The organism is Ancylobacter oerskovii (assembly GCF_018390555.1).
In the GTDB taxonomy this organism is placed as follows: Bacteria; Pseudomonadota; Alphaproteobacteria; order Rhizobiales; family Xanthobacteraceae; genus Ancylobacter; species Ancylobacter oerskovii.
Genome location: NZ_JAHBGB010000002.1, coordinates 91,019 through 117,583 on the forward strand (window position 1 = coordinate 91,019; position 26,565 = coordinate 117,583).

A 26,565-nucleotide genomic window follows, 5' to 3' on the forward strand; every position below is an offset into this window, starting at 1 on the left:
CTTCGGCCGGCTCGGCGCGATCAGGCCGCGCCGAGCCCTGCGGCATAGGCGGCCAGCGCCTTCATATGGCCCTCGTCGGCACGCAGGCCGAGATAGCCGTCGGGCCGGACGACGAACAGGGTCAGCCCGTCGACGCCGAGCCGCTCCGCCACCTCGGGATCGATGCCGGCATGGCCGTCGGCGGTCGGCCCGTGGGCGGCAAGGACGAGGTTCGCCTCCAGGATCGGGCTCCCCATCTGCGCCGCGAGGGCGAGCTGGAGCCTGCCGAGATCTTCCTGCGAGGCCGCCGCGCCGGCGATGAGGAGGGCGGTGTGGCCGGTGCGGTTGGCGAGTGCGTTGAGCACGAATGGCGCGCCACCGGCCGGCCGGACCTCGATATGATCAGGCCAGAGCTGGCCGGGCGCGAGGGCGTCGCTCCGGGCGCCCATGACGATGGGCGAGGCGCCGTAGTCGATATCGAGTTCCGCCTCGGCCACCGCTTCCTGATGGCGGGTGACCGGGTCGGCGAAGGCGGCGCGGATCGACGCGTCGCGCATGCGCCGCGGGGCCGCGCCTTCGATCAGCTGGGCGCGGTCGACCTCGTCGCCGGTCCTCACGATGTTCTCGGCGACCGGGCGCCGCTCGGCCTCATAGCTGTCGAGCAGCGTATCGGCGCACTGGCCGGAGCTGACCAAGGCGAGTTTCCAGGCCAGGTTGAAGGCATCCTGAATGCCAGTGTTCATGCCGTGGCCCTGAAGCGGGCTGCAGGTGTGAGCCGCGTCGCCGGCGAGCAGCAGGCGCCCTCTGCGATACTGGCGCGCCACCTTGCTGTGACAATGGAAACGGACGGGATTGGCCACCTCCGCAAAGGAGGCTTCGGGCAGATAGCGCCTGAGGGTGAGGGTGGCATCGGCCACCAGATCGCTCGCCTCGCCGCTGGGCCGCACATAGGCGCGCCAGCGCTGATCCGGCAAAGCGGTGAGGATGATCGGCGGGATGTCGAAATAGGCGAAATTGCCCTCATGGGAATAGGGCCAGCCGTCGACTGCGGCATCGAACACCGCCCACGCCTCCTCGATGGGGTGGCCGTCCTGCTCGATGCCGGCGAGGTCGCGCACGGTGCTGCGATGGCCGTCGCAGCCCACGACCCAGCGGGCCAGAACCTCAATCTCTTCGCCCTTGCAGTCCATGGTGGCCAGAACGCCGTCGCCGCGCTCCTCCAGGCCGACCAGCTGCGTGGCGCGCGTCACCGCTCCGCCGAAGCTTTCGAGATAGCTGGTGAGGATCGCTTCCGTGACTTCCTCGGACACGCCCACATTGAAGGGAAAGCGGCTCCCGCACAAAGCGAGGTCGATCTCCGCCAGCGGAACGCCGTTGGAAAAGATGCGGGCGAGGCGCTGCCGGGCACCGATCTTAAGCAAGGGATCGGCGATACCGAGCGCGTCGAATATCTCGACCGACCGCGGATGCACCACGGTGGCGCGATCCCAGGTCAGGGGATTCTCATGCGCATCGATGACGAGGCAGTCCACGCCCCGGCGCTTGAGTTCTGCGGCCAGCAGGAGCCCCGTGGGGCCCGCGCCCACCACGAGAACAGCGACATCCTTGACCACAGAGCAACTCCCCGAGAAGGCCTCATCGCCCCAACATCACCAACAACAAGGCAAACCTCAAGCGCCTGCGACCTGAGACCCTGCCCCTCCCCCGGCTTCAGGTAGAGACCGTCAATGATCCCTCGATGGAAGAAGAAGGGTTCCATGAAGGCATCGAAGTTCTCGGAGGCGCAGATCACCTTTGTCCTGAAGCAGGCTGAAGACGGAATGGCCACCGTCACGCACCGCCGAGCCGCCGCGGCATCGCCCCTTGGCCAGCGGCGCCGGGTCGTCACAAATCCGGGAATTGCTAGCGTGGTGAGGGTTGGGCAACGTGAATTCATGCCGGCGCTCTATAGCGCCGCCTCCAGTGAATGTCGGCATCGGCGACTGCGCACCCCCGCAACCAAAAAGCCTTGAGAACTCAATAGCTTCGAAGAGCCGCCGCAAGGCAGCTCTTTCGTTTTCAGCGCTTCTGTCGCCACCGAGGCGCCACGACAGGCGGCAAGACGGGATATTGCGAGGAAGCAGCCTCATCCCTTCCGCGCCAGCTTCCTCCACACGCCCGATTCGGCGAATTCCCTGATCAGATCGCCGAGCCCCGGCTCGTCCGCGAGCAACGCAGCACCACTTGCGTCTGGCCTCCCCGATCACCCCCGCCCCTGCCGGGCCTCGACCTTCCGTCACCCCTCCGGCAGTCCCGGATCGATCGTCGCCGTGCGCATGGCCCATTCGGCGAAGGAGGCGGCGAGAGCGGCGTGCGCGCCGGCGGGGGCGTAGCCCAGCCGGTATTCCGGCCCCGCAATACGTATGGCCCGGAACGGCTCGACCAGCTCGCCCCGGGCGAGAAGGTCCGAAACGACCTCGATCGGTGCCGCGATGGCGCCTTGGCCGGCGAGGCAAGCCTCGAGCGCGATGTAGAAGTGACCGAAGCGCAGAGCCTCGGTGGCGTGGTCGACCGACAGGTCCGCCGCTATCAGCCAGCGGGCCAGTTCCCCCGGACGGGTGACGGCCTCCAGCAGCGGCACGCCGGCGAGATTCGGGCGCCCGCCAAGCGAGGCGGCCACTTCCGGCCGCACCAGCAGTCCGATTTCCTCGCGCAGCAGGCCGACGCTGCGCAGGTCGCTCTGCAGCGCCTCTCCGCGCCGTATCACCACGTCGAACGGAATGTCGCGCCACTCCTCGCCGGTATGGAGCGGACGCACGCGGACATCGACATGCGGGAACTCCACCTCGAACGCCGGCAGGTGCGGGATCAGCCAGCGCATGGCGAAAGTGGCCGGCGCTATGACCTCCAGCACGCGCGGCTCCCTGACCGGCATGAAGGCTTCGACCGAGGAGGCGAGAAGGTCCAGCGCCGCGCCGGCGGCGCCGGCCATCCGCAGGCCCGACGGCGTCGCCGTCATGTGGCGCCGATTGCTTTCGAAGAGCGGCGCGCCGAGCCAGGCCTCCAGCGCGGCCAGTTGCTTGCTGACCGCGCTGTGGGTGACGCCGAGCTCGTCGGCGGCCGCAGTGACGCTGCCGACGCGCGCCACGGCCTCGAACGCCACGATCGCCTTTAGCGGCGGAAGACTGCGTCGCATGGTTCTGTTCCAAAACCTCACACAACGACAGAACTAATATCGCTTTACTGGCGACGATGATAGTCAATAATAATATAGAAAGAGCGATGAAGCGAAATCGTAAATCTATCTAGTATAGATTACGTTTGCGACGGTTTTATAACGGAAAATTAAAATGGAAATGACGACGTCCGGCGCCGGTGCGCTGCGCGACTACATTGTCGTGAACGGAAAATCTTATCGCAAACCGCAGCGCACGACGGTGGTGATCTGCTTCGACGGCTGTGACCCCGCCTATATCGAGTCCGCCTCGCAGGCCGGTGTGACCCCGACGCTCGATGCCATGCGGAGTGGCGGCCATTTCGCTCTCGCCGACGCGGCCATGCCGACCTTTACCAATCCGAACAATGTGTCGATCGTCTGCGGCGCGCCGCCGTCGGTACATGGCGTCGCCGGCAATTTCTATCTCGACCGCGCCACCGGCGAGACGGTGATGATGCTCGACGCCGCCCTCATGCGCGCGCCGACCATCCTCGCCGGCCTTGCCGAGCTCGGCAGCGCGGTCGCGGTCGTCACCGCCAAGGACAAGCTGCGCAAGGCGCTGGCCTTCGGGCTCGACGGCATCGCCTTCTCGGCCGAATGCGCGGAAGGCACGACCGAGGACGAGCATGGCATTGCCGACGCCGCCGGCTTCGTCGGTCTTGCGAGGCCGGATCAATATTCGGCCGAACTGTCACTGTTCGTGCTCGACGCGGGCATCCGGCTGATCGAGGCCGGGCGGGCGCAGGTGCTCTATCTCTCGCTGTCCGACTATGTGCAGCACAAGCACGCCCCGACGGCGCCGGAGGCTCTGGCCTTCATGGCGGCGGTGGATGCACGTGTGGCGCGGCTGGTCGCGCTCGGCGCCGTCGTCGGCATCACCGCCGATCACGGCATGTCCGATATGGCCAACCCCAACGGCACGCCGCGCGTCACCTATCTCGGCGATACGCTCGACGCCGCCTTCGGCGAAGGGGCGACGCGGGTGATCTGCCCGATCACCGATCCCTTCGTGCGCCATCACGGCGCCCTCGGCGGCTTCGTGCGTGTCCATCTCCTGAAGGAAGGCGTCTCGGCGGACGCGGTGCGCGATCTCCTTCTCGCCCAGCCGGGCGTGGCGCTGGCGCTGACGGGGGACGAGGCCGCCGCCCGCTTCGAGATGCCGGCGGACCGCGAAGCCGATTTCGTGGTGGTCGGCGCGACGGGCGTGGCGCTCGGCGCCCGGTCGGCGGATCACGACGTCACCCAGCTTGCCGGCGAGCGGCTGCGCTCGCATGGCGGCCTGTCGGAACAGCGCGTGCCGTTCCTGCTGTCCCACCCAGTGGAGAACGCGCACGAGGGCGGCCGGCTGCGCAACTTCGACATTTTCGACTATGCGCTCAACAGGGTGGGCTGAGCGATGCGCCGCTGTGTCCTCGTCATTCTCGATGGCCTGCGTCGCGATTTCGTCGATGCGGAGCGCACGCCGCATCTGGCGGCGCTCAGGGAGCGCGGCACCTCTTTTCCCGCCTATCGCTCGGCCTTTCCCTCCGCCACCCGGGTGGTGTCCTCGACGCTGGCGACCGGCTGCTGGCCGGCGCGACACGGGTTGCAGGGCAATTCCATGGTGCTGGTCGAGGAGGGGCGGCTGGTGCGCCACGACGTCGGCCATCCCGATTTCCTGCAGCACAAGCGCCGCGTCACCGGCCGCTCCCTCGCCATGCCGACCCTCGCCGAACGGGTGGCCGGCCATGGCGGGGCGATGATCTTCAACAATGTCTCGCCCGGCGCCGCCTATGCCCATGACCCGGACGGACATGGCCGGGTGTTCCATCGCGCCGGCTCCTTCGGTCCCGGCCGGGTGCCGCTGGAGAACGGGCTCGACGTCACGCTGGACGCGGCCGGCGATGCGGCCATGACGACGCGCTTCATCTCCGAGGCGCTCATGCCCGGCGGCCCGGCCCTCGCCGTGCTCTGGATGGGAGAACCGGACCATATCCAGCACGAGGCGCCGCTCGGCTCGCCGCAGAATCTCGCGGTGCTCAAGGCCGCCGACGCCAATCTCGGCCGCGTCATCGGCGCAGTGGAGGCGCTGCGCGCGGCGGGCGAGGAGGTACTGCTGGTCGCCGGCTCCGATCACGGCCACGAGACCGTCACCGGCATCGTCGACATCGAGGAGGAACTCGTCGCCGCCGGTCTCAAGGCCGGTCTCCATTCCGACGACGTGGTCGTCGCCGCCAACGGGACGGCCGCGCTCATCTATCTGCATCCCGATCAGGACGGCCGGCGCGGGCGGATCGACGACTTCCTGCGCAGCCGGCCCTGGGCCGGTGCGGTGTTCGGTCAGGATGAGCTTGGCGCCGTGGGCCAGGCGCCGATGGGCGCCCTCGCTTTCGCGGTGTCGATGAGGGGCGGCGACACGCCCAACGCATTCGGCATCGTCGGCTCCGGCCTCGCGGTCCGGCCGCAGGGCGGCAAGGCCGACCGTCTCGGCTTCGGCCAGCATGGCGGGCTGAATGCCCGCGAGCAGTCCCCGGTCCTCGTCATCGACGGCGCCGGCTTCGCCGCCAGCATCTGCGACACCCCGGTGGCGGTGGTCGACATCGCCCCCACCCTCCTCGCCCATCTCGGTCTGCCGGCGGACGACATGGACGGCACTGCCCTGCAGAACGCGGCGGCGTCGCGTCACGCCTCCGCCGCATCCCCTTCCCCCCAGCTTTCCGCTTCGGAGATCCGCTGATGACAACGCCAGGCCTCAACCGCCGCACCTTCCTCGCCGGTACCGCCGTCGCGGGCCTTGCCGGAAGCCTCACCGGCCTTGCCCCCCACGCCGCGCGCGCAGCTGCCGATCCCCAGCGCGGCGGCGTGCTGCGCTATGCGACGCTCGGTCTCGACACCGCCGACCCCCACCGGCACACCGGCTCGATCGCCGTGCAGCAAATCTATGCGGAGGCACTGACCTCGATCGGCGATGACGGCTCGGTCAAGCCTTTCCTGGCGGAGAGCTTCAGCGTCTCGCCGGACGGCAAGACCTACACCTTCACGCTGCGCGACGGCGTGACGTTCCACAATGGCGACGTGATGGGCGCCGAGGACGTCGTCGCCAACATCACCCGCGTCAGGGACAAGGTGAAGGGCGGGTGGCTCGCCGCGGCGATGAAGCTGGTCGACAATGTGACGTCCCCCGATCCGAAGACCGTCGTCGTCACCATGCGCGAGCCCTATGCGCCGCTGGTGAACCTGATGTCCGAACTGTGGATCCTCTCGCCCAAGTCGCCGGGCTGGGACGATACCATCACCACCCCGATCGGCACCGGCCCCTTCACCTTCGGCGAGTGGCAGCCCAAGGTGAAGCTGACCGCACCGGCGCATGCCGCCTATTGGCGGTCAGGCATGCCCTATCTTTCCGCGATCGAGGCCGACCTGCGCGATGGCGCGGACCGCCAGCTGGCGCTGCGCGCCGGCGAAATCGACATCGCCAATGTGCCGGCCGATGTCGCCAAGCAGCTGGCGAAGGACCCCAATTTGCGTGTTTCCCAGCTCAAGGACGCCGGCTGGTACTTCGTCGCCTTCAACAACCGCAAGCCGCGCCCGCCGTTCAACGACGTCCGGGTGCGCCAGGCGCTCGCCTACGCCATCGACAAGGCGGCGTTCGTCAACTTCGCCTCGGCCGGCACCGGCGTCGTGTCCAACCAGATGGTCGGCCCCGGCAATGTCTATTTCGACGAGGCTCTGTTCAAGGCCGACCCGCATGCCAGGGCGGACCTCGCCAAGGCGAAAGCCTTGCTGAAGGAAGCCGGCGTCGACCCTGCCAAGGAAACCATCGAGTTCGTCTCCTGGCAGGAGAGCTACCCGCAGGTGGTGGTGCAGATGGTGCGCAAGCTCGGCTTCAACGTGAACCATGTCGCGCTCGACGACATCGGCGCGCAGAAGCGGCTCGGCCAGTACGACTGGGACATGAACTGCATGAGCTCGGGTCCGCGCGCCGATATCTTCCTGCGCTATGTGCGCCTGATGAGCGACGGCCCGAACCCCGTTCTGTGGGGCGGCATCCAGGATCCCGCCTTCGACGCGCTGGTGCAGAAGGCGGTGGCCGAGACCGACCTCGCCGCGCGTCGCCAGCACTATCTCGACGCCTGGAAGCTGGTGATGGACAGATATTACGTCGTCGCCCTCGGCCTCGACGCCGACCAGATCGTCATCCGCAAGGGCGTCGAGAGCTACGAACCCGGGTTCACCTGGTCGCCCAATCGGGTCGATGGCGGCGTCGCCCAGACCTGGCTCGCGGGCCGGTCGTGAGCGTCGCCCTCCCCTCGGCGGCGATCGGAACGGTGCGGCGGGGGCCTTCCCCCCGCACCGCGATCGCCGGGCTGGTGCTGACGGCGATCATTGCGCTGGCGCTCGCCGCGCCGTGGATCGCGCCGTTCGACCCGCTCGACCAGGACCTGCTGGCGCTGAACCGGCCTCCCGGCCCGGAGCACTGGCTGGGCACCGATCATATGGGGCGCGACGTGTTCTCCCGCCTCGTGACGGGTGCGCGTACCACGCTCATGGTCGGCTTCGGCGGGGCGCTGGTCGCCTTTGTCCTCGGCGCCGGCTTCGGCCTCGTCGCGCTGTCTCTCGGGCGGGTCGCGGAGACGGCGATGTTCGCCCTCATCGACCTCATACGTGCGATGCCCGACGTGTTGCTGGCGCTCCTGCTCATCGTCGCGCTCGGCGCCGGGGCGCAGCCGGTGGTGATCGCCCTCGGCATCGCCTTCGCGCCCTTCTTCGCCTATGTCGCCCGCGCCACCTTTCATCGCGAGGCGGTGAAGGAATATGTCGCGGCGGCACGGCTGTTCGGCGGGAGCAGGCTGCATGTGCTGCGCCTGCATCTCGCGCCGAACCTCGTCGGCGGGCTGGTTACCCAGGCGGCGATCCTGCTGCCGCGCTGCGTGGTAACGGAATCGGTGCTCAGCTTCCTCGGCCTCGGCTCCTCGCCGGACCAGCCGACCTGGGGCCGCATGGTGGCGGATGCCAGCCGCTACATCGAGACGTCGCCGCACGCCATTATGGCGCCGGTGATCGCCATCGTCGCGCTGACATTGTCGCTGTCGATCGTCGGCGAAGCGGTGCGCCGGCATCTCGATCCGCTACGCGCCGCCGGCGAGGCAAGGTTATGAAGACCCTTCTTCACCGCCTCGCGCCGTTCGCCTTTGCGCTGGCGCGGATGCTGGCGCAGGCCGCCGGCATCGTGGTCATCGTGTTCCTGCTGGCCCGGCTGGTTCCCGGCGACGCCGTCGACGTGAAGGGTCTCGATGGCGATCTCACCGCCGCCCAGCAGGTCGCGTTGCGTCATGAGCTCGGACTGGATCGGAGCATTGAGGAGCAGTTCGTCGCCTGGAGCTGGCGGGCGCTCAACGGGGATTTCGGCGATTCGATCCGCTTCGGCCGACCGGTGTCGGGCATGCTGGCGACCGCCCTGCCGACGACCCTGCTCTTCACCGCACTCAGCTTCTCGTTCGCTCTCGCCCTCGCCCTCTCCGTCGCGGTCGGCGGAGTGACCATGGGCAGTCGCGGGCTTCGCGGACTGGCCGATCTGCTCAATCTCTGGTCGATCGCGCTGCCGACCTTTTGCGTCGGCGTGGTCGGCATCCTGGTCTTCTCGGTCTGGCTCGGCTGGCTGCCCGTGCTCGGCTCCATGGTTCTGCCGGTCATCATCATCGGCATCGACAGCGCCGGGGTGATCGTGAAACCGCTGCACGAGGAACTGCGCGAGGCCGCGACCTCCGCCCATATACGCACCGCGCGCGCCAAGGGCCTGGCGCCCTGGCGCATCGCCCTGCGTCATCTGCTGCCGACCGCTGCGCCGGTGATGCTCGCGCTGTCCGGCCTCGTGCTGACCAGCCTTGTCGCAGGCACGCTGACCATGGAGGTGCTGTTCGGCTTGCCGGGTGTCGGCAGCCTGCTGCTCAACGCGATCCACGGCCGCGACTACCCGGTCATCCAGGCGACGATCCTCGTCATCGCCGTCGCGCTGGTGGCGATCAACGCCGTCACCGACCTCCTCCATCGACTGATCGACCCGAGGATGACGTCATGACCGAAACCCTGCTCCGCCTGCACAATCTGGTCGTCAGCGCGGCCGGCCGCCGGCTCGTCGACGGTGTCTCGCTCGATCTGGAGGCTGGGCGCACGCTCGCCATCATCGGTGAATCAGGCTCGGGAAAATCGCTCACCGCGCTGTCATTGCTCGGCCTGCTGCCGGAGGGGCTCGCCGTCGATCCGGCCACGCGCATCGGCGTCGAGGGCCGCCCCCTCGCTCCGCAGGACGAGCGCGGCTGGCGGGCGCTGCGGGGGCGCCGGATCGCCATGGTTTTCCAGGATCCCATGGCCTGCCTCAATCCTTTCATGCGGGTGGGCGCCCAGATCGGCGAAACGCTCCAGCGCTGCGGCATCGCTTCGGGAAGCGAACGCCGCGCGCGCATCGAGGCCGGCCTGGCAGAGGTCGAGCTGCCCGACCCCGCCGCGCTCGTACGTCGCTATCCGCACCAGCTTTCGGGCGGCCAGCAACAGCGCGTGATGATCGCCATGGCGCTCGCCGGCGAGCCGGACATCCTCATCGCCGACGAGCCGACCAGCGCGCTCGACGCCAGCGTACAGGCCGACATCGTGGCCCTGCTGGCGAGGCTGCAGGCGAAGCGCCGCCTCGCTCTGCTGATCATCACCCATGACCTCGCAGTCGCCGCCGCGCTCAGCCACTCCATCGCCGTGATGCAGCACGGCCGCATCGTCGAGGCGGGGCCGACGGCAGAAGTCATGGACCGGCCGCGCCATCCCTATACGGCGCGTCTCGTCGGCGCGGGGCGGCGCCTTGTCGACACGCCGGCGTCGACCGTGCCGCGTCACGTCGTGGTGGCCGCTGAGGGCGTCTGTATCGACTATGCGGCGCGCCGGCTGTTCGGCCGCCCGTCCCGCGCGGTTCACGGCGCCTCGCTGTCCTTGCAGGCCGGCCGCACGGTCGGGCTGCTCGGCGAATCCGGTTCCGGCAAGAGCACCTTCGCCGCGGCGCTCGCCGGGCTGCGGCCGCTCGCAGGCGGGCAGATCCGCTTGCTCGGCCATGTGATCGAACCGGGCGGGAAGCCTCTGCCGAAAGCCTTGCGGCGCCGCTGCCAGATGGTGTTTCAGAACCCCTATGGCGCGCTCAACCCCCGCCTCGCCATTGGCCGCACCCTCGCTGAGCCGCTGGAACTCGCGGGGATGCCGGCGTCTATGCGCGCCACGCGCATCGCTGCCGGGTTGAATGAGGTTGGGCTCGATGCCGGAGTTGCCGATCGCTACCCGCACCAGCTTTCCGGTGGCCAGCGCCAGCGCGCCTGCATTGCGCGCGCCCTGCTCTGCGACCCCGAAGTGCTGATCTGCGACGAGGTGATCTCGGCGCTCGACATGACGGTGAAGGTGCAGATTCTGGACCTGCTGAAGCGGCTGCAGGGGGAACGCGGTTTTGCCATGCTGTTCGTCGGCCACGATATCGACGCGGTGCGCTGGATTTCCGACGAGGTGCTCGTGATGCATCGGGGGCGCATCGTCGAGAGCTGCCGATCCGAGGAACTGGATCTGGTGCAGGTGCGCGATCCCTATACGCGGCGCCTTCTGTCCGCCCGGCTGATGTCGCGGCCTGCCGGCGAGAACGGGATCGCCCCTGTGCGGGAACAGCTGCTGCGCGACGCGCCGGTACCGAGCGTCGCGGGCTGATCCGGGCCGTGACGCGGGTGCTTCGACAGGCATCGACAGCAGTCGGAACTCGGATCCCGGAACAATCGGCTCGGTCATCCCGGGCGGGTGCGTGCCCAAGGGCTATTTCAGGCGGCGGGCCTTCCACTCGTCCGTCGCGGCGAGCGACAGCAATGTCTCCACGGCCACCTCGGCGACGGCCATCGTGGCCCGCGAGGATGGCCTGTTGAGCGGCGTCGCCAGATGGACCGTGCGGCGGAAGCTGGGATCGACGATGCGGAACGTATGGATCGGCGCCTTGCCCGCCAGGCTTGAGATCGATCCGGGATGGCGGGCCGCCAGGGAGCAGATCGTCGCCCCATGCCCGCGCCGTACCAGTTCGAATATTTGCGGCGAGGCGTCGATCTCCATGCCGATGTTCAATGGAACGGCGTGACGCCGCGCCGTCGCCTCCACAAGCACCCTGAGGCCATGTTCGGGCCCCGGCATCACCAGCTTCAGGTGCTGAACGTCGCGCATGCGGATCTCTTCCCTCTCGTTCAGGAAGGGGGCGACGACCGCGCGATCATAGGTGGCGATATAAAGCTCCTCCTCGGCGATGGGACGTAGCGAGGCGCTGCGGTCGGTCGCGGCGCCGCCGCCGAACACCACCGCGGCGTCGAGCGTGCCCTCACGCAGCCAGCTCGCGATGTAACCCGACATGCTCTCCACCACGCGCAGGCGCACCTGCGGGAAGCGCTCGAGACAGGTCTCGATAAGCTGCGCCGTCAGCAGCCCGACCAGGGAACCGGGCACGCCGAAGCGCACGGCCCCGACAGGGGGCTTCTCGCGGCTGAGCATGCTCGCCTTGGCGTCTTCTGCCTGCTTGAGGATGGCATAGGCATGGGAGAGGAACTCCCGCCCCTGCTCGGTGAGTTTGAGCCCCCGCGCCCAGCGTTCGAACAGCGTCGTGCCGAATTCGTCCTCGAGATCCTTCAGCCGCACGCTCAGCGACGGCGGGCTGCTGTGCAGCACCTTCGCGGCGGCGGCGAGCGAGCCGGTCTCGGCGATCGCTACGAAGGCTCGCAGATCACGAAGGTCCATCCCGCTCCACGCCCGTTACGCCACCCGCGCTCTCTGTGCCCTCATATCGGCCAGGCCGGCAGCGCGGGCAAGGATCGACCGCGCGCGATCGGCCACCGGCAGGTCGACCATCGCGCCGCGAAAGGTGACGGCGCCACGGCCCTCGGCCAGGGCCTGCTCGAAAACGGCCAGCGCGCCCTGCGCCCATTCTATCTCTCCCCGGGAAGGCGCGAAGACTTCGTTGAGAATCGGCACCTGCCGGGGATGGATGCAGAATCCACCCGTGAAGCCCATTTCCCGTGCCTGCTCGATGGTGCGGCGGAACTTCGCCTCGTCGGCATAGTCGGCGACCGTGCCGACGAAACCGATCGGCTGGATCCCGGCGTTGCGGGCGGCGACGACCGCCTGGGCGTTGTGAATATACAGCGTGTCGTAGGTCGGCGAAGCGCCGAGCGAGACGGCGAGGTCCTCGGCGCCGACGATCATGCCGGCCACGCGCGGATGGGCGGCGGCGATGGCCGCCATGTTGAGCAGGCCCTCGGCGGTCTCGATCATGACCACCAGCCGGGTGTGACCCGGCGTCATCCCCCGCTCGCGCTCCAACTCGTCGATGATCTCGGCAATGGCCCTTACGTGCGACGCGTCGGGAACCTTCGGCAGGGTGAGACAGCAGACATGCGGGCAGATCGAGGCTTCGATGTCGGCTGTCGCCTGCCGCCAGGGCCGGTTGATCCGCACCACGACGTCGAGCCCCTGTTCCGCAAGGCGCGCGGCGGCCGGCACGACGGCACGGCGGGCCTCCTCCTTCTGGCCGGGCGGGATGGCATCCTCCAGATCGAGCTGGATGCAGTCCGCGTCCCGCTCGGCGGCACGGGCCAGAAAGCGTTCGTTCAGCACGGGGACGAAGAGCATGGAGCGCCATGCCGATGGAGAACGGGTCATCTCAGGAAACCTCTGCCGGCTGCTTGGGGGTCGCCATGCCGAGTTCGCGGCGGAGCTCCTCGGTGTGCTCGCCGATGTCGGGCGCGGGACGGCGGAACGGGGCTGGCGTGGCGGAAAAGCGTGGAATGATGTTGTGCATCGGCACCGAGCCGAGGTCGCGGTCCGGGATCTCGACGATCGCCTCGCGGCCCTCGACGAAGGGATGCTCCAGGAGGTCCAGCACCGAGCACACCGGCCCGACGGTCACGCCGGCGGCTTCGAACAGGGCGAGATTCTCAGCCTGGCTGCGGCCGGCGATGAACGTGGCGATGATGGTATCGAGCTCGTCGCGATGGGCGACACGCGCGGCGTTGTCGACGAAGCGCGGATCGGTCTTGAGCTCGGGCCGGCCGATCGTGTCGAAGAGCCGCTCGGCCATGGACTGCATCGAGCCCGACAGCGCCACATAGGCGCCATCCGCGCATTCGTACACGTTGCGCGGCGCGGTATGCGACGACTGGTTTCCGGCCCGCGGCGTCGGCGCGCCCGTGAGGCGGATCTGCGCCGCCTCGGCGCCGATCAGGGAATGGATCGGCTCGAACAGCGACAGGTCGAGCACCTGCCCGGGCGCGCCGCCCTGCTCGACCGCCCGCAGCGCCGCGAGGATCGCCGCCGTGCCATACAGGCCGGCCACCATGTCCGCCATGGCGAGCGGCGGCAGCGTCGGCGGCTTGTCGGCATGCCCGTTCATGAAGGCCCAGCCCGACATCGCCTCGACCAGCGTGCCGAAGCCCGGACGCAGCCGCCAGGGGCCCGTCTGCCCCCAGCCCGAGACGCGCAGGATCACCAGCCTGGGGTTGCGGGCGAGCAGGTCGTCCGGGCCGAGCCCCCAGCGCTCCAGCGTGCCCGGCACGAAGTTCTCGACGAGCACCTGCGCCGTATCGACGAGACGCAGCAGCATCTCGCGCCCGTCGGGATCGTGGATGTCGAGCGCGACGCTCCGCTTGTTGCGGGCATAGACCTTCCAGAACACCTCGACGCCCTCGACGCGCCAGCTCCTGAGGTCGTCCCCCTTGCCGGGACGCTCGATCTTGATGACATCGGCGCCGTAGTCGGCCAGCACATGCGTCGTCATGTTCCCCGCGACGAGGCGGGACAGATCGACCACGCGCACGCCGTCGAGCGGGCCGCGCCCGTCGGGCGTGAAGGGAATGGTGCGGGGCATGGGCAACCTCCTCAATCCATCACGATGAGCGGCTTGATCTCCTGCAGCGCATGCATGCGCTCCAGGGCCGTGTTGACCTCGTCGAGGCTGTAGCGACCGGTGATCATCTTGCCGAAGGGGATGCGATCGATATGGGCGGAGGCGAATTGAAGCGCCTTCCAATAGGACTTCACGTCGCCGGAGAAGGACCCGATGACGCGGATGTTCTTCTTGACGATCAGCGAGGGACAGAACGTCGCCGTCCCGCTGCCGAGCTGTCCGACGGTGAGATAGCGCCCGCCCTTGCGCACCAGTTCCAGCCCCTCGGCGAAGGCGCCGGGATGACCGGTGAACTCCATCACGATGTCCGGGCCGCGCCCGTCGGTGATCTCGCGCACTGCCGCGAGGCGCTCTTCGTGGGTCGTGCCCTCGATGGTGAAGGTGTGCGTGGCCCCGAAGTCGCGGGCGAGCGCAAGCCGGGCCTCCGGCGCACCGATGACGCTGACCGTGCGCGCGCCGTTGACGCGGGCGACCGCCGCCGCCAGCACGCCGAGCGGTCCGGCTCCCTGGATCGCCACATGCTCGGACGGCTCGATGCCGCCGAGATTGTCGAAGGCGTTCATCACCGACCGGAAGGCGCAGCTGCACAGGCTGGCGACGCCGTCGTCGAGATTGTCCGGCACGCGCACGCGGCCCGATTCCGGCAGCACATAGCCATATTCGGAGAACCCGCCGAGCAGATAGGGCGGCTTTTCGATGTTCTCGTACATATAGGCGCGGCGGTTCTCGCACAGCGTCGGCTGGCGGGCGATGGTGCAGTAGAAGCAGTGGCCGCAGGCGGTGTGCGTCCACAGGATGCGGTCGCCGATGGCGAGCGGCTGGCCGACGCTATCGCGCTCCGCCCCCTCGCCGATGGCGACCACGCGCCCCACCATCTCGTGGCCGAGGATCACCGGCAGATCGACCGCCAGGGACAGGTTGCCGCGCGACAGATGCACGTCGGTGCCGCAGATCGAACAGGCGGTCGTCTTCACGATCAGCGCGCCAGGTTCGGGACCGGAAGGCACCGGCACGCATTCGATCTTCACCGGTTGGCCGAACTGGCGGACCACCGCCGCGCGCGAGACGTCGGGAAGCTTGGTTTCACCCTTCATGAGCATTGGATCACACACGTCTAGAGGTAACGGAACCAGAGGGTCACGAACGGCACGAAGGTGATGATCGCCTGACCGAGCAGCGCCGCGCCGAAGAACCATCCGAGATAGGGGAGCATGTCGGCGAGCCGGGCATTGGCCGCCCGCGCCGCCACGTAGAGATTGGCCGCCATGGGCGGCGTCAGCAGACCGATTTCCAGATTGGTGGCGGTGATGATGCCGAAATGCACGGGATCGATGCCGAACTTCTCCGCCGCCGGGGCCAGCAGCGGCCCCATCAGCAGGATCGAGGCATTGGTCTCCATGAAGGTGCCGACCAGCAGGAGGACGACGTTGACCATCAGCAGGAAGGCCACCGGGCTCTCGATATAGGTCGCCACCCACATGGCGATGTCCTGCGGCACCTGGTTCAGCACCATGGCGCGGTTGAACACGCCGGTCATGGCGATGACGATCAGGATGCCCGAGCCGGTGATGGCCGCCGACCGGAACGAGCGCGCGAAGTCCCCGCTGGTGAGCAGGCGGCGCAGCAGCGAGACTCCGACCGCATACAGGCAGCCGATCGCCGCCGCCTCGGTGGGCGTCATCAGCCCCCCATAGATGCCGCCGAGGATGACGACCGGCAGCAGCAGCGCCGAGGCGGCCTCCAGCCAGATGGTCCGCTTCGATTTTCCGGTGGTGAGCGTGTCGCTGCCTTCCGGCCGGTTCTCGACGCCGCCCTTGAGCAGGCGGCGCGACAACGCGTTGTGCACGATGAGGAACAGCAGGCTCATCAGCGCCGCCGGCATCAGCGTGGCGAGGAACAGCTGCGAAATCGACACGCCGACCGTCGCGCCATAGAGGATCAGCGGGATCGAGGGCGGCACCAGCACCCCGAGCAGCCCGGCCGAAGACGTGAGCGAGGCGATGTATCCCTTGGGATAGCCGCGCTCGGCCATGGCCGGGCTGACGATGCCGCCGATGGCGGCCACCGTGGCGACCGAGGAACCGGTGATGGCGCCCATCATCGCCGAGGCGGCCACGGTGATGTAGCCGAAGGCGGCCCGGATGCGGCGCAGCAGCAGCTCGGCCAGCGCGATCAGTTCCCCCGCCATGCCGCTGCGGTTCATCAGTTCGCCGGTCAGCATGAAGAGGGGAATGGCTACCAGCGGATAGCTGGAAATCTCCTCATAGGGGATGTTGCTCAGGCCGGAGATGGAGAGCCCGAAGGCCCCCATCTGCAGGAAGATGACGAGGCCGAAGGTGACGGCGAGCGGCGCGCCGAGGACCAGGAAGAGGGCCATGAGGCCGAAGGTCAGCGCCATGGATCGAATCCTCCGGGTTCGCGCCCTTCGAGCGCACGCCAGATGTCGAGCATCGAATGGAAGGTCATGAGGACCGCCCCGGCCAGCACGAAGCCGGCCGGAATGGCGACCGGCGTATCGCGGTCGATGAGACGCTCGCCCGAGGACCAGGCATAGTCGAACAGGTCCCAGGCCAGCACGATGAAGAACAGGCCGAAGACGAGGCACAGTATCGCCGCGACCGCATCGAGGCTGCGCCGCAGGAGGCCGGGCGGCAGCATCTCGACGATATCCGCCGTCAGGTGACGGTGAAGATGGCTGCACAGCGCCCCGCCGATGAAGGTCAGCGGCGACATGGCGACCATCGCCCATTCCCCGGTGTCGGCGATCGGCAGGTTGAAGGTGCGGATCGCGACCGACATCGCGACCGCGGCGATGGCCACGACCATGGCCGTGATCACCACCATGTTTTCCACGCGGGCGAGCACGAGCTCGCCCCGCATGAGCGCGCCGAGCACGGGGCTGCCGCCACAGGTCGCCGCGCCGGCTTTGCCGCCGCTCATCGCTGTCGTTTCGTCAAAGGCCATCGCCGCCTCACTCGCCGCGCGCCGCGGCGATTTCCTTCTTGAGCTCGGCGATGCGCTCCGCGCCGTAGACCGCTTCCAGCTTCTGCCAGCCGACCTGGCCGATACGGGCGAACTCGGCCATGGCTTCCGGCGTCGGGGTGACGACCTCCACGCCGCCGGCCTTGATCTTCTCGAGGAAGGCGGCGTTGGCGGCGCGATTGCGCGCGATGCCTTCCTGCGCGGCTTCCTGGGCCGCCCGGGCGACGATCTTGCGCTGCTCCTCGCTCAACCGGTCCCAGAAGCGCTTGCTGACGGTGATGGCGCCCATCGCATAGACGTGGTTGGTCAGCGTCATGTATTTCTGGGCTTCGAACAGGCGCGAATTATAGGTGATGCTGGCGCCGTTATCCTGGCCGTCCACGGTGCCCTGCTGCAACGCCACGAACAGGTTGGGCATCGGCATGGTGACCGCCTGCGAGCCCGCCGCCTCGAAGAAGCTGCGGATGGAGGCCGAGCCGGGCACGCGGACCTTGAGGTCCTTCAGATCCTCGACGGTACGCACCGGATGCTTGGAATTGGTCACGGCGCGGAAGTCGAGCTCGAAATACGCCAGCGCCACCATGTTGTGCTTGGCGAGCGTCTCCCCCAGCGTCCGCTGCAAGATCCCCTTCGGATTGTAGAAGATCTTGTCGACCTCCTGGGTATTGGCCGCGATGTAGGGGAGGTAGTGGATGTCGAGCAGCGGATCGAGACCGGTCAGCGAGCCGATATTCAGGAAAGCGAACTCGACCGACCCCCGGCTGAGGTCGCGCCCGAGCGCCTCGTCGCCGCCGATCTGGCTGTTCGGAAACACGGTGATGTCGATCTCGCCATTGGTCCGTTCCTTGACGAGCCGCGCGAAGATCTGGCTCGCCTCGTCGGCGGCATTGCCCTGCGCGAAGACGTGGCCGAGGCGGGCCTTCTGAGCCAGCACCGGCTGGGACAGAGTCATGACGGATACCGCCGCGAGCGCGGCGAGAAGCAGCTTCTTCATGGTTTCCTCCCGGGGAAACGGCCGTCTTCTTCTTGTTTTTGTTCAGAAGACGGCCGGATTTTTCACGTGTTGTGGTCGATCACCACCGTTTTGGCGACGGTGTATTCCTTCAGGGCCTCGAAACCCTTCTCGCGACCGTGGCCGCTCTTGCGGAAACCGCCGAACGGCAATTCGATGCCGCCGCCGGCCCCATAGCCGTTGATATAGATCTGGCCGGCGCGGATGCCCTTGGCCATCCGCATCTGGCGACCGCCGTCGCGGGTCCACACACCCGCGATGAGGCCGTAGTCGGTTCCGTTGGCGAGGCGGAGCACGTCGTCCTCGTCGTCGAAAGGCAGCGCGGCGAGCACCGGGCCGAACACCTCCTCGCGCGCCAGTTCATGCGTGCGCGGCACGAGGCCGAACAGGGTCGGCGGCACGAAATAGCCGGCCTTGCCGGCCTCGGGGTGGATCTGCCCCTGCGCGGCCACCTCGATCCCGTCGCGCGCGGCGCGGTCGAGGAAACTCATCACGCGGTCGCGCTGGACCGCATTGATGACCGGGCCGCAATCGAGGTCCTGGCCGGGATAGCCCACCTTCATCGACGCCATGCGGTCGGCAAGCTTGCGCATGAAGGGCTCGTAGATCGATCGCTCGATGAGCACGCGCGAGCCGGCCGAGCAGGTCTGCCCGGCATTCTGCACGATGGCGCCGATGATGACCTCGCACGCCCTGTCCTGATCGGCGTCGGCAAACACGATCTGCGGCGACTTGCCTCCAAGCTCCAGAACGCAGGGAACATGGTTCCTCGCCGCCGCCGTCTGCACCAGCGTGCCGACCTCCGGCGAACCGGTGAAGGAGAGGAAATCGATTCCGGCATGGCTTGAAAGCGCGGCGCCCGCCTCCTCGCCGAGGCCGGTCACGACGTTGATGACGCCGGCCGGGAAGCCGATCTCCTCGGCAAGCTCGGTGAAGCGCAGGCAGGAGAGCGAGGCTTCCTCCGCGGGCTTGAGGATGGCGGCATTGCCGGCGGCCAGCGAGGCGCCGAGCGTGCGGCCGAACATCGAGGCCGGGTAGTTCCACGGGATGATGTGCCCGGTGACGCCGCGCGGCTCGCGCAGCACCATCACCTGGTAGCCCGGCAGGAAGGGAATGGTGTCGCCATGGATCTTGTCGGCGGCGCCGCCGTAATACTCGAAGTAGCGGGCGGTGACGCGGATGTCGTTCCGGGCGAGCTTCATCGGCTTGCCGGTGTCCGCCGCCTCGATCTCGGCGAGCTCGTCCAGCCGGTCGAGGATCAGCAGGCCGAGCCGGCTGAGCAAGCGCCCGCGTTCCAGGGCCGGCATGGAGCCCCAGGCCGTCTCGAAGGCGATGCGGGCGGCGGTCACGGCGCGATCGATGTCGGCGGCGCCCCCGCGCGCGATGCGGCCGATGGTTTCGCCGGTGCTCGGATCGATCACGTCGAGCATCGCGCCCGAAGCCGGCTTCACCCAGTGACCATCAATGAAAATCTCGTCGCGCCCCATCGGCATCCTCCACACTCCTTTTTTGCGTTTGTGGGGATGCTCTACGGCCGACCGGCCTTCCGCAATGCCGAAAAATGATAAGCGGCGTTCGGATTTTCCGAAGGGTTGACGGCGCGCCAGCCTCGTATGCGATGGCGATCGAGAGAAGAGCGGCGGGCAAGGCGAGCCTTTGCTCGGAGGTCAGGAGACCGGTTTGCTGCGGCGTGAAAACCAGGCGACGCCCCCTGCGGGGACGCGTCGATACCGGAGAATGGACCATGAAATGGGAATATCTGGTGGTTGAAACAGCCTTGGATTCCGTCGCCCTCAGGGAACTGGGCGCGGAAGGATGGGAGCTCGTCACGGTTGTCTCGCCGGCGCACTTCGTGCTGCACTACTTCTTCAAGCGTGAGGCACGCGCGTAGCCGACATCGATCCTCGGGCACCGCTTCCGGGCGAAGCATCCATGGAGTGTTTTCAATGGCCAAGCGTGACGCCGTCTTCCCCGCCGGCCGGCATGATCTCTACAAGGCGCAGACCTATTCCGCGGCGATCCGGTCGGGCGATCTCCTGTTCGTATCCGGCCAGGTCGGCAGTCGCAGCGACGGCTCGCCCGAGCCGGACTTCGAGACCCAGGTCCGCCTGGCCTTCGCCAATCTCGAGGCGACGCTGAAAGCGGGCGGATGCGGGCTCGACGACATCGTGGACGTGACGACCTTCCATACCGATCCGCAGAACCAGTTCGCCACGCTCATGAAGGTCAAGGGCGACGTCTTCCCGGAGGAGCCTTATCCGAACTGGACGGCGATCGGCGTCAACTGGCTCGCGGGGTTCGGCAAATGTGGTCGCCTTCTACGAGCTGATGTTCAACGCCTGTCGGCCCGCCGAGGCCGTCGAGCGCTTCGTCGGGGACGAGTACATCCAGCACAACCCGCATGTCGCCACCGGCAAGGAGGGCTTCATCGCCTATTTCGAGCGCATGGCGCGGGAATGGCCGGGCAAGCGGGTCGAGATCAAGCGGGTCGTGGCGGAGGGCGCGTATGTCGTTCTGCATTGCTTCCAGCACTGGCCCGGAAATCACGACTACGCCGGCATCGACATTTTCCGGCTCGACGATCAGGGAAGGATCATCGAGCACTGGGACGTGTTGCAGATCCTGCCCGAGCAGGCAGCCAACGCGAACGGCATGTTCTGATCCTCCGTCCGGCCCGGCCGCCAGCGGCTTCTGACGACATGCCATCCGAGGCCATCGCGTCCCGTCTCAGATCGGCTTCTGATCGTGAAATGGCGCGGAGGGCCCCGCAACCAACGACAAGAACCTCGGCAACGCCCCGAGCTGTCGAGGTTCTATGGTCATCGCGGCTCGGGAACGCGGCCCTGTTGCCGGGCGATCCGCAACGCCGCCTGTGCGGCGCCGAAACCGTTGTCGATGTTGACGGCGACGAGGCCCGGCGCGCAGCTGGCCAGGGCGGAATGCAGCGCCACATGCCCCCCCGTGGCGACGCCCCGCCCCACCGAGGTCGGCACCGCGATGATCGGCGCGGCGACGAGGCCGGCCAGCACGCTGAACAGCGCTCCCTCCATGCCGGCGACGGCGATGACGACGCGCGCGGCGCGAATCTCCTCCAGCCGCGCCATCAGGCGCCACAGGCCGGCCACGCCGACATCGGCGATCACCTGCGCCGGCACGCCGCAAAAGGCGAGCGTGCGCACCGCCTCCCCGACCACCGGCATGTCGGCGAGGCCGGCGGCCACCACCGCGATCTCCGCCTTTTCCGCCAGGACTGGCGGCGTGCCGAAGATCGCCGTGCAGGAGAGCGGGTCATGATCGAGGAGCGCCTGCAGCGGCGCAGGCAGTTGCGCCAGCCTTTCGGCGGAAAGCCGGGTCAGCAGCAGCGGCCGCTCGCGCAACCGCGCCTGCTCCAATATGGCGACGAGCTGCGCCGCCGTCTTGCCCTCGGCATAGACCGCCTCAGGCAGGCCCATGCGCGCCTCCCGCTCCCAGTCCATGAGCGGTGAACCCTCGGCGGTCATTGCGCGGCCTCGCTGACGAAGGCGCTGCCGGTCCGATAGGGCGCGATGCCGGCGAACAGGCGGTTCTCCTCGGCGCAGCGCTCCACCAGCAGGGCGGTGAGCGCGGCCCGTTGCGCCGGGTCCAGCCCGCGGGCGATCTCCAGATGCACCCCGTCGCGCCGCACCCGCACGCGCACCGTCTCGCCGGTGCCGAGCCGCGCCCGCACCGCCCGCTCCGTGCGGTCGATGAAGGCGAGATCGCGCGGATCGATGGCGATGCCGGTTTCCACCCGGCTGGCGAGGCAGGGCTGGGCCGGCAACTCGGCGAAGCGGGTGAAGCCGAGATGGCGGGTGATGGCGCGGATCGCCGCCTTGTCGATCCTCGCCGTCACGAAGGGATGCACGACGTCATGCTCGCGCGCGGCGATCAGGCCGGGCCGGTGATCGGAGAGATCGTCGAGATTGGTGCCGGAGGCGAGCAGGCGGTCGGTGGCCCCGCGCATGGCGGCATAGAGGTTCGACTTGCAGAAATAGCAGCGGTTGAACGGATTGGCGCGATAGGCGGCGTCGTTCTGCTCGCCGGCGTCGAGGAAGCGCAGATGCCACCCCTCCGCCCGGCCATGTTCCTCGATCAATGCGCGGGCGGCGGCGGGAACCGCCGGGGAGACCGCGTGGATCATCATCGGCGCGAGCGCCGTCGCCCGAGGCGCCACCCGATGCGCCACCGAAGCGAGCGTCATGCTGTCGACGCCCCCGCTCACCGCCACCGCGAGCGGGCCGAGGCCGGCGATGACGCTCTCCAGCCTCGCCAGCTGGTCAGCCACCTCCGGCATCAGTCCGTCGCCTTCGCCAGGCGGCGGCGGGCCGCCAGAGTGGGGATATCGGCGAGGACGTCGCTCTCGACCTTGGCGCTGCGCGTTCCGTCCGGCCGATGCGCGCGCTTCACCGGCTGCCCCCCGGCGGTCACGTCGTGATCGCGCGCCAGCACCCGCCGTTCCACCGCGTGCCAGCGCAGGCCGAGCGTCGAGGTTTCCAGGAAAATGGCGTCGCCGACGGCATCGAAGGCCGCGGGCTCCGCCAGCAGGGAGAAGGTGGTCACAGGACGTCCCTTCTTGCCGATGGCGCCGGTGAGGCGCAGGTCACGGACCCCGTCGAGCCCCCGCAGCCGGTCGGCCGCCTGCGCCATTTCCTCGCCGGTCATGTCGTCTATGTCGAAGGCGATGTCGAGAAGCCGGGTCTCGTCCGTGGCGGCGTCGGCGGTGAAGAGGCTGGCCCGCAGCACATTGGGCAGCCCGTGGAGATGGCGCGTTCCCGCGCCGTAGCCGGCCGAGTCGAGACGCGCGACGTCGGGGCGCGCGATGCCGGGGCGCGACGCCGGCTCGTCGCCGATGACGAAGCGCAGGATCGCCGCCCCGGTCGGGGTGACGCGCTCGCCGCCGATCCCATCGTCCCGCCAGTCGAATCCCTTGAGGATCTCCACGGTGGCGGGCGCGGGCACCGGCAGCAGCCCGTGGGCGGTCTTCACCAGCCCCCCGCCCAGCGGCAGCGGCGCCACGCTCCAGCGCGCGGGAGCGAGAGCGGCGATGAGGCAGCCGGCGGCGACCACGTCCATCAGCGAATCCCAGTCGCCGATTTCGTGGAAATGCACCTCCTCCACGGGCATGCGATGCATGCGCGCTTCCGCCGCGGCGAGGATGGCGAGGATGCCGATGGCGGCCTCCGCCGTGCCCGGAGCCAGCGTCGCCGCACGGATGCGCCCGCGCATGGCGGCGAAGGTCGCGTGGGAGGAATGGCGGGCGCCGTCATGATGGGGCATCGCGTGAGGATGCCCCTCCTCATGGGAATGGCCGGCAGCGGCGCCAGCCGGCGGAGATGGCGCGTCGCCGGGCACCGCCAGCGAGAAATGCCGCGCGGCGATGCCGCCGGAGACGACATCGGCGAGGCGCGGCTTGCCGGCTTCCGGCGGCAGCACCGCCGCCACGTCGGCGAGCACCCGCGGCTCGAGCTCCGGTCGCGCGGCGAGAAGGGCGGCGACGAACATGTCGCCGGCGATGCCGCCGACCGGATCGAGATGGATGTGCATGGTCCCGCCCCTCACCTGCTCCCTCAGTGGCCGGACGGCGGCCACGGATCGAGGAGCTTGCCGCCGGCATCGAACTGCATCGGCACCGGCTCGCTCAGGATCTCCACCCCCGGACGTCCGGCGAGTTGCGGCAGCAGCGCCTCGGAGGCGTAGAGATATTCGAGGTGCAGCGTGTTGGGAATGCGGATCAGGGTGATCGCATCCGGCGTATGGGATTCGCAGGTCTTCACCGCCGCCTGGATCGCCGTCTTCTCATCCGGCATCGCCATGGGCAGCGAGGCGGCGATCAGGACGCCGGAGGTCAGCGAGTTGGTGTAGACCGATTCACGGTCGAAGCGGTCGAACAGCCGCTCGGTGATGACGTCGGCCCGCGCCACGCCGTTGGCGTTGCCCTGGCTCTTGTCGGTGACGTCCAGCACCACGATGCGCGACACCGACGGCCCGCCCTTGATCGCGGTGGTGGAGGGCCGGCCGGTGATGTTGGGGTCCATGCCGCTGCCGGAGAATTCCTTGCCGACATAATCGACCAGCAGCACGTCGAGCGGCCCGGAGGCCAGCGGCTGGTCGAGCGGGCCGAGCGGCAGGCGCGGCATGTTGCGCATCGCCTCGGCGAGGAAGACCCGCTCCTTCTCGATCATGCCCTCGGTGGGCAGCACCACCACCTTGGAGAGGCGGTCATAGGCGTTCTCCACCGTGCCGATGCCGAACAGCACCTTGCAGGTGGCGAGCTTCACCCGCGCCATCTCCACCACGAAGCGCCCGACATAGTTGAAGCCCCAGGCGTGGCAATTGTCGGCGCCGGATTGCTTGCCGAGACCGATGGCCAGCATCTTGGCGAGCCCGCTCTCGTTCTCCCAGCGAAAGGCACTGTGCGGCTTGATGCGGTTGAACAGCACGATGCCATCAGCCTCATAGGCGAGCCGGTCGATGCGCACCGACATGCCGTTGTCGAGCACGCCGACCTCCACCGTCTCCATGCTGGAGCGGATCGGGCAGCCGGCGCTGGCCTCGGTCACGCCGAGCTGCGCCAGCACCTTCACCTGCCCCTCGGCGGTGGCGCCGCCATGGCTGCCCATGGAGGGCACGATGAAGGGCTCGGCGCCGAGCGCGCGCAGCTCGGTCACGATGGCGCGCACCAGTTCCGGCAGGCTGGCGAGGCCGCGCGAGCCGACGGTGAGCGCCACCGACATGCCCGGGCGGATCGTGTCGCGCGCAAAGGCGGCGCCGGCGAGCACGTCATGCACGGCGCGGGCGGGATCCTCGACGTCCTGCGCCGCGAAATGCTGGCGCACCAGCGCCATGCGCGGCAGCTTCACATTCTCGACGAGCTTCACATAACCCGGCCGCATCGCATCCCCTCCCGCATTCTCGTCATTGGCCGGCAGGCGCCGCCCTATTCCTTGAACACCACCTCGCGCTTGCGCGAGATGGTCGGCAGCAGCACCACGACCAGGCTCACCAGGGCGATGCCGAGCAGGGTGGCGGTGAGCGGGCGGGTGAAGAACTGCCCGGCATCGCCGCGGAACAGCAGCATGGAGCGGCGCAGGTTCTCCTCCAGCATCGGGCCAAGGATGAAGCCCAGCAATAGCGGCGCCGGCTCGCAGTCCAGCTTGTAGAGGATGTAGCCGAACACGCCCATGCCGGCCATCACCAGCACGTCGGCGGTCGAATTGTTCACGCTGTAGACGCCGATCGCCGAGAACACGATGATCGCCGGGAACAGGTAGTTGTACGGCACGGTGAGCAGCCGCACCCAGATGCCGATCAGCGGCAGGTTGAGCACCACCAGCATCAGGTTGCCCACCCACATGGAGGCGATCAGCCCCCAGAACAGCTCCGGCTTCTCGGCGACGAAGGCCGGGCCGGGGGTGATGCCGTGGATGATGAGCGCGCCGACCATCAGCGCCATCACCGGGTTGGACGGGATGCCGAGGGTGAGCATCGGGATGAAGGAGGACTGCGCGCCGGCGTTGTTGGCGCTTTCCGGCCCCGCGACCCCTTCGATGGCGCCCTTGCCGAATTCCTGCGGATGCCGCGAGAGCTTCTTCTCGAGCGCGTAGGACGCGAAGGAGGACAGCAGCGCCCCTCCCCCCGGCAGGATGCCGAGCACGGCGCCGAGCCCGGTGCCGCGCAGCACCGGCGCGGCGATGCGACGGATGTCCGCCCAGCTCAGCATGAGGCCGCCCACCTTGGTGACGGCGACCGAGCGCGTCTCCGGCGCCTCCAGGTTCCGCACGATCTCGCCGATGCCGTAAATGCCCATGGCGAGGGCGACGAACTGCAGGCCGTCGCTGAGATTCTGCAGGTCGAAGGTGAAGCGCGCCTCGGTGGTGTAGATGTCGCGGCCCACGAGCCCCAGCAGCAGGCCCAGCAGGATCATCGCCAGCGCCTTGAGCAGCGAGCCGGAGGCCAGCGTGATCGAGGCGATGAGGCCGAGCACCATCAGCGCGAAATATTCCGGCGGCCCGAATTCCAGCGCCAGCTCGGCGAGCGGCGGGGCGAACAGCGCGATGAACACCGTCGCCACCGTGCCGGCGAAGAAGGAACCGAGCGCGGCGGTGGCCAGCGCGGTGCCGGCCCGACCCTGCCGCGCCATCTGGTAGCCGTCGATGGCGGTGACCACCGAGGTGCTTTCGCCCGGCAGGTTGATCAGGATCGCCGTGGTCGAGCCGCCATATTGCGCGCCGTAATAGATGCCGGCGAGCATGATCAGCGCCGAGACCGGCTCCAGCCCGAAGGTGATCGGCAGCAGCATGGCGATGGTCGCCACCGGCCCGAGGCCCGGCAGCACGCCGATCAGCGTGCCGAACAGCGCGCCCATGAAGCAATAGAGCAGGTTGTGGAGGCTCAGGCTGGTGGCAAAGCCCAGCGCCAGATTGCCGAGGAGATCCACGCGGT

24 protein-coding genes and 1 pseudogene are annotated in these 26,565 nt (G+C 68.5%); 10 read left to right on the forward strand and 15 right to left on the reverse strand.

Annotated elements, in window-relative coordinates:
• Nucleotides 1–20 precede the first annotated feature (20 nt).
• Nucleotides 21–1,592, reverse strand: coding sequence for an FAD-dependent monooxygenase (locus KHC19_RS00705; RefSeq protein WP_213350111.1), 1,572 nt, complete (start codon nucleotides 1,590–1,592; stop codon nucleotides 21–23).
• A gap of 144 nt (nucleotides 1,593–1,736) precedes the next feature.
• Between KHC19_RS00705 and KHC19_RS00710 the strand changes: the two genes are divergently transcribed.
• Nucleotides 1,737–1,991 (forward strand): hypothetical protein, encoded by a 255-nt coding sequence (locus KHC19_RS00710; RefSeq protein WP_213350112.1) that lies wholly within the window; start codon nucleotides 1,737–1,739, stop codon nucleotides 1,989–1,991.
• A gap of 263 nt (nucleotides 1,992–2,254) precedes the next feature.
• Here the strand turns inward: KHC19_RS00710 and KHC19_RS00715 are convergent, their stop codons facing one another.
• Entirely contained in the window at nucleotides 2,255–3,154 is a 900-nt protein-coding gene (locus tag KHC19_RS00715; RefSeq protein WP_213350113.1) for a LysR family transcriptional regulator, read from the reverse strand.
• A 154-nt stretch (nucleotides 3,155–3,308) separates the two neighbouring features.
• On the opposite strand from KHC19_RS00715, the gene phnA reads away from it, so the two are divergent.
• The 6 genes from phnA to KHC19_RS00745 are packed head-to-tail and all read left to right on the forward strand — an operon-like array spanning nucleotide 3,309 to nucleotide 10,885.
• Nucleotides 3,309–4,568: a phosphonoacetate hydrolase gene (phnA, locus tag KHC19_RS00720; protein ID WP_213350114.1), complete on the forward strand. Its 1,260-nt coding sequence runs from the start codon at nucleotides 3,309–3,311 to the stop codon at nucleotides 4,566–4,568.
• A 3-nt stretch (nucleotides 4,569–4,571) separates the two neighbouring features.
• The gene (locus tag KHC19_RS00725) at nucleotides 4,572–5,891 is read left to right on the forward strand and encodes an alkaline phosphatase family protein (RefSeq protein WP_213350115.1); all 1,320 of its coding nucleotides are present in this window, start codon (nucleotides 4,572–4,574) and stop codon (nucleotides 5,889–5,891) included.
• A complete protein-coding gene (locus KHC19_RS00730; RefSeq protein ID WP_213350116.1) occupies nucleotides 5,891–7,450 on the forward strand; it encodes an ABC transporter substrate-binding protein in 1,560 nt (519 codons plus the stop codon). Before KHC19_RS00725 ends, KHC19_RS00730 begins: the two co-directional genes overlap by 1 nt.
• Nucleotides 7,447–8,313 (forward strand): ABC transporter permease, encoded by an 867-nt coding sequence (locus KHC19_RS25715; protein ID WP_213350117.1) that lies wholly within the window; start codon nucleotides 7,447–7,449, stop codon nucleotides 8,311–8,313. The genes KHC19_RS00730 and KHC19_RS25715 overlap by 4 nt, the downstream gene beginning before the upstream one ends.
• Entirely contained in the window at nucleotides 8,310–9,233 is a 924-nt protein-coding gene (locus KHC19_RS00740) for an ABC transporter permease (protein ID WP_213350118.1), read from the forward strand. The genes KHC19_RS25715 and KHC19_RS00740 overlap by 4 nt, the downstream gene beginning before the upstream one ends.
• Nucleotides 9,230–10,885, forward strand: a complete 1,656-nt coding sequence (locus KHC19_RS00745) for a dipeptide ABC transporter ATP-binding protein (RefSeq protein ID WP_213350119.1) — start codon at nucleotides 9,230–9,232, stop codon at nucleotides 10,883–10,885. Before KHC19_RS00740 ends, KHC19_RS00745 begins: the two co-directional genes overlap by 4 nt.
• 102 nt (nucleotides 10,886–10,987) lie before the next feature.
• Here the strand turns inward: KHC19_RS00745 and KHC19_RS00750 are convergent, their stop codons facing one another.
• The 8 genes from KHC19_RS00750 to KHC19_RS00785 all read right to left on the reverse strand — a co-directional run bounded on the left by KHC19_RS00750 (nucleotide 10,988) and on the right by KHC19_RS00785 (nucleotide 19,598).
• Complete coding sequence (locus KHC19_RS00750) at nucleotides 10,988–11,947, reverse strand: LysR family transcriptional regulator (RefSeq protein WP_213350120.1); 960 nt, start codon at nucleotides 11,945–11,947, stop codon at nucleotides 10,988–10,990.
• Nucleotides 11,948–11,962: 15 nt separating this feature from the next.
• The gene (locus tag KHC19_RS00755; RefSeq protein ID WP_213350121.1) at nucleotides 11,963–12,838 is read right to left on the reverse strand and encodes an HpcH/HpaI aldolase/citrate lyase family protein; all 876 of its coding nucleotides are present in this window, start codon (nucleotides 12,836–12,838) and stop codon (nucleotides 11,963–11,965) included.
• A 31-nt stretch (nucleotides 12,839–12,869) separates the two neighbouring features.
• Nucleotides 12,870–14,072: a CaiB/BaiF CoA transferase family protein gene (locus KHC19_RS00760; RefSeq protein ID WP_213350122.1), complete on the reverse strand. Its 1,203-nt coding sequence runs from the start codon at nucleotides 14,070–14,072 to the stop codon at nucleotides 12,870–12,872.
• A gap of 11 nt (nucleotides 14,073–14,083) precedes the next feature.
• On the reverse strand, nucleotides 14,084–15,205 hold the full coding sequence (locus KHC19_RS00765) for a zinc-binding dehydrogenase (RefSeq protein ID WP_246548066.1): 1,122 nt from the start codon (nucleotides 15,203–15,205) through the stop codon (nucleotides 14,084–14,086).
• A 20-nt stretch (nucleotides 15,206–15,225) separates the two neighbouring features.
• A complete protein-coding gene (locus KHC19_RS00770; protein ID WP_213350124.1) occupies nucleotides 15,226–16,509 on the reverse strand; it encodes a TRAP transporter large permease in 1,284 nt (427 codons plus the stop codon).
• Complete coding sequence (locus tag KHC19_RS00775) at nucleotides 16,500–17,051, reverse strand: TRAP transporter small permease (RefSeq protein WP_213350125.1); 552 nt, start codon at nucleotides 17,049–17,051, stop codon at nucleotides 16,500–16,502. Before KHC19_RS00775 ends, KHC19_RS00770 begins: the two co-directional genes overlap by 10 nt.
• 31 nt (nucleotides 17,052–17,082) lie before the next feature.
• The gene (locus KHC19_RS00780) at nucleotides 17,083–18,087 is read right to left on the reverse strand and encodes a TRAP transporter substrate-binding protein (RefSeq protein ID WP_213350126.1); all 1,005 of its coding nucleotides are present in this window, start codon (nucleotides 18,085–18,087) and stop codon (nucleotides 17,083–17,085) included.
• Between the two features lie 62 nt (nucleotides 18,088–18,149).
• Entirely contained in the window at nucleotides 18,150–19,598 is a 1,449-nt protein-coding gene (locus KHC19_RS00785; RefSeq protein ID WP_213350127.1) for an aldehyde dehydrogenase family protein, read from the reverse strand.
• Nucleotides 19,599–19,849: 251 nt separating this feature from the next.
• On the opposite strand from KHC19_RS00785, the gene KHC19_RS00790 reads away from it, so the two are divergent.
• The 3 genes and pseudogenes from KHC19_RS00790 (at nucleotide 19,850) to KHC19_RS00800 (ending at nucleotide 20,766) form a co-directional block, all read left to right on the forward strand.
• On the forward strand, nucleotides 19,850–19,996 hold the full coding sequence (locus KHC19_RS00790; RefSeq protein ID WP_213350128.1) for a hypothetical protein: 147 nt from the start codon (nucleotides 19,850–19,852) through the stop codon (nucleotides 19,994–19,996).
• 55 nt (nucleotides 19,997–20,051) lie between these two features.
• Nucleotides 20,052–20,405 (forward strand): annotated as a pseudogene (locus KHC19_RS00795) (RidA family protein); the annotation flags it as partial.
• Between the two features lie 7 nt (nucleotides 20,406–20,412).
• Nucleotides 20,413–20,766, forward strand: a complete 354-nt coding sequence (locus KHC19_RS00800) for a nuclear transport factor 2 family protein (RefSeq protein WP_343207617.1) — start codon at nucleotides 20,413–20,415, stop codon at nucleotides 20,764–20,766.
• Between the two features lie 158 nt (nucleotides 20,767–20,924).
• Here the strand turns inward: KHC19_RS00800 and larB are convergent, their stop codons facing one another.
• The 5 genes from larB to KHC19_RS00825 are packed head-to-tail and all read right to left on the reverse strand — an operon-like array spanning nucleotide 20,925 to nucleotide 26,560.
• On the reverse strand, nucleotides 20,925–21,605 hold the full coding sequence (larB, locus tag KHC19_RS00805) for a nickel pincer cofactor biosynthesis protein LarB (protein ID WP_213350129.1): 681 nt from the start codon (nucleotides 21,603–21,605) through the stop codon (nucleotides 20,925–20,927).
• Nucleotides 21,602–22,417 (reverse strand): ATP-dependent sacrificial sulfur transferase LarE, encoded by an 816-nt coding sequence (gene larE / locus KHC19_RS00810; protein WP_213350130.1) that lies wholly within the window; start codon nucleotides 22,415–22,417, stop codon nucleotides 21,602–21,604. Before larE ends, larB begins: the two co-directional genes overlap by 4 nt.
• Nucleotides 22,417–23,667: a nickel pincer cofactor biosynthesis protein LarC gene (gene larC / locus KHC19_RS00815; protein WP_213350131.1), complete on the reverse strand. Its 1,251-nt coding sequence runs from the start codon at nucleotides 23,665–23,667 to the stop codon at nucleotides 22,417–22,419. The genes larE and larC overlap by 1 nt, the downstream gene beginning before the upstream one ends.
• Nucleotides 23,668–23,690: 23 nt before the next feature.
• Entirely contained in the window at nucleotides 23,691–25,016 is a 1,326-nt protein-coding gene (locus tag KHC19_RS00820; protein WP_213350132.1) for a nickel pincer cofactor-dependent isomerase, group 22, read from the reverse strand.
• Nucleotides 25,017–25,060: 44 nt separating this feature from the next.
• Nucleotides 25,061–26,560, reverse strand: coding sequence for a tripartite tricarboxylate transporter permease (locus KHC19_RS00825; protein ID WP_213350133.1), 1,500 nt, complete (start codon nucleotides 26,558–26,560; stop codon nucleotides 25,061–25,063).
• Nucleotides 26,561–26,565: the final 5 nt, after the last annotated feature.

Coding starts and splice junctions, on each gene's coding strand:
- KHC19_RS00765 (WP_246548066.1), bottom strand. CDS start 15,205: ATGAAGGGTGAAACCAAGCTTCCCGACGTCTCGCGCGCGGCGGTGGTC.
- KHC19_RS00770 (WP_213350124.1), bottom strand. CDS start 16,509: ATGGCGCTGACCTTCGGCCTCATGGCCCTCTTCCTGGTCCTCGGCGCG.
- larC (WP_213350131.1), bottom strand. CDS start 23,667: ATGCACATCCATCTCGATCCGGTCGGCGGCATCGCCGGCGACATGTTC.
- KHC19_RS00785 (WP_213350127.1), bottom strand. CDS start 19,598: ATGCCGATGGGGCGCGACGAGATTTTCATTGATGGTCACTGGGTGAAG.
- KHC19_RS00745 (WP_213350119.1), top strand. CDS start 9,230: ATGACCGAAACCCTGCTCCGCCTGCACAATCTGGTCGTCAGCGCGGCC.
- KHC19_RS00790 (WP_213350128.1), top strand. CDS start 19,850: ATGAAATGGGAATATCTGGTGGTTGAAACAGCCTTGGATTCCGTCGCC.
- KHC19_RS00820 (WP_213350132.1), bottom strand. CDS start 25,016: ATGCGGCCGGGTTATGTGAAGCTCGTCGAGAATGTGAAGCTGCCGCGC.
- KHC19_RS00715 (WP_213350113.1), bottom strand. CDS start 3,154: ATGCGACGCAGTCTTCCGCCGCTAAAGGCGATCGTGGCGTTCGAGGCC.
- KHC19_RS00755 (WP_213350121.1), bottom strand. CDS start 12,838: ATGCTCTTCGTCCCCGTGCTGAACGAACGCTTTCTGGCCCGTGCCGCC.
- KHC19_RS00780 (WP_213350126.1), bottom strand. CDS start 18,087: ATGAAGAAGCTGCTTCTCGCCGCGCTCGCGGCGGTATCCGTCATGACT.
- larB (WP_213350129.1), bottom strand. CDS start 21,605: ATGACCGCCGAGGGTTCACCGCTCATGGACTGGGAGCGGGAGGCGCGC.
- larE (WP_213350130.1), bottom strand. CDS start 22,417: ATGCCGGAGGTGGCTGACCAGCTGGCGAGGCTGGAGAGCGTCATCGCC.
- KHC19_RS00740 (WP_213350118.1), top strand. CDS start 8,310: ATGAAGACCCTTCTTCACCGCCTCGCGCCGTTCGCCTTTGCGCTGGCG.
- KHC19_RS00760 (WP_213350122.1), bottom strand. CDS start 14,072: ATGCCCCGCACCATTCCCTTCACGCCCGACGGGCGCGGCCCGCTCGAC.
- phnA (WP_213350114.1), top strand. CDS start 3,309: ATGGAAATGACGACGTCCGGCGCCGGTGCGCTGCGCGACTACATTGTC.
- KHC19_RS00725 (WP_213350115.1), top strand. CDS start 4,572: ATGCGCCGCTGTGTCCTCGTCATTCTCGATGGCCTGCGTCGCGATTTC.
- KHC19_RS00750 (WP_213350120.1), bottom strand. CDS start 11,947: ATGGACCTTCGTGATCTGCGAGCCTTCGTAGCGATCGCCGAGACCGGC.
- KHC19_RS00710 (WP_213350112.1), top strand. CDS start 1,737: ATGAAGGCATCGAAGTTCTCGGAGGCGCAGATCACCTTTGTCCTGAAG.
- KHC19_RS00775 (WP_213350125.1), bottom strand. CDS start 17,051: ATGAGCGGCGGCAAAGCCGGCGCGGCGACCTGTGGCGGCAGCCCCGTG.
- KHC19_RS00730 (WP_213350116.1), top strand. CDS start 5,891: ATGACAACGCCAGGCCTCAACCGCCGCACCTTCCTCGCCGGTACCGCC.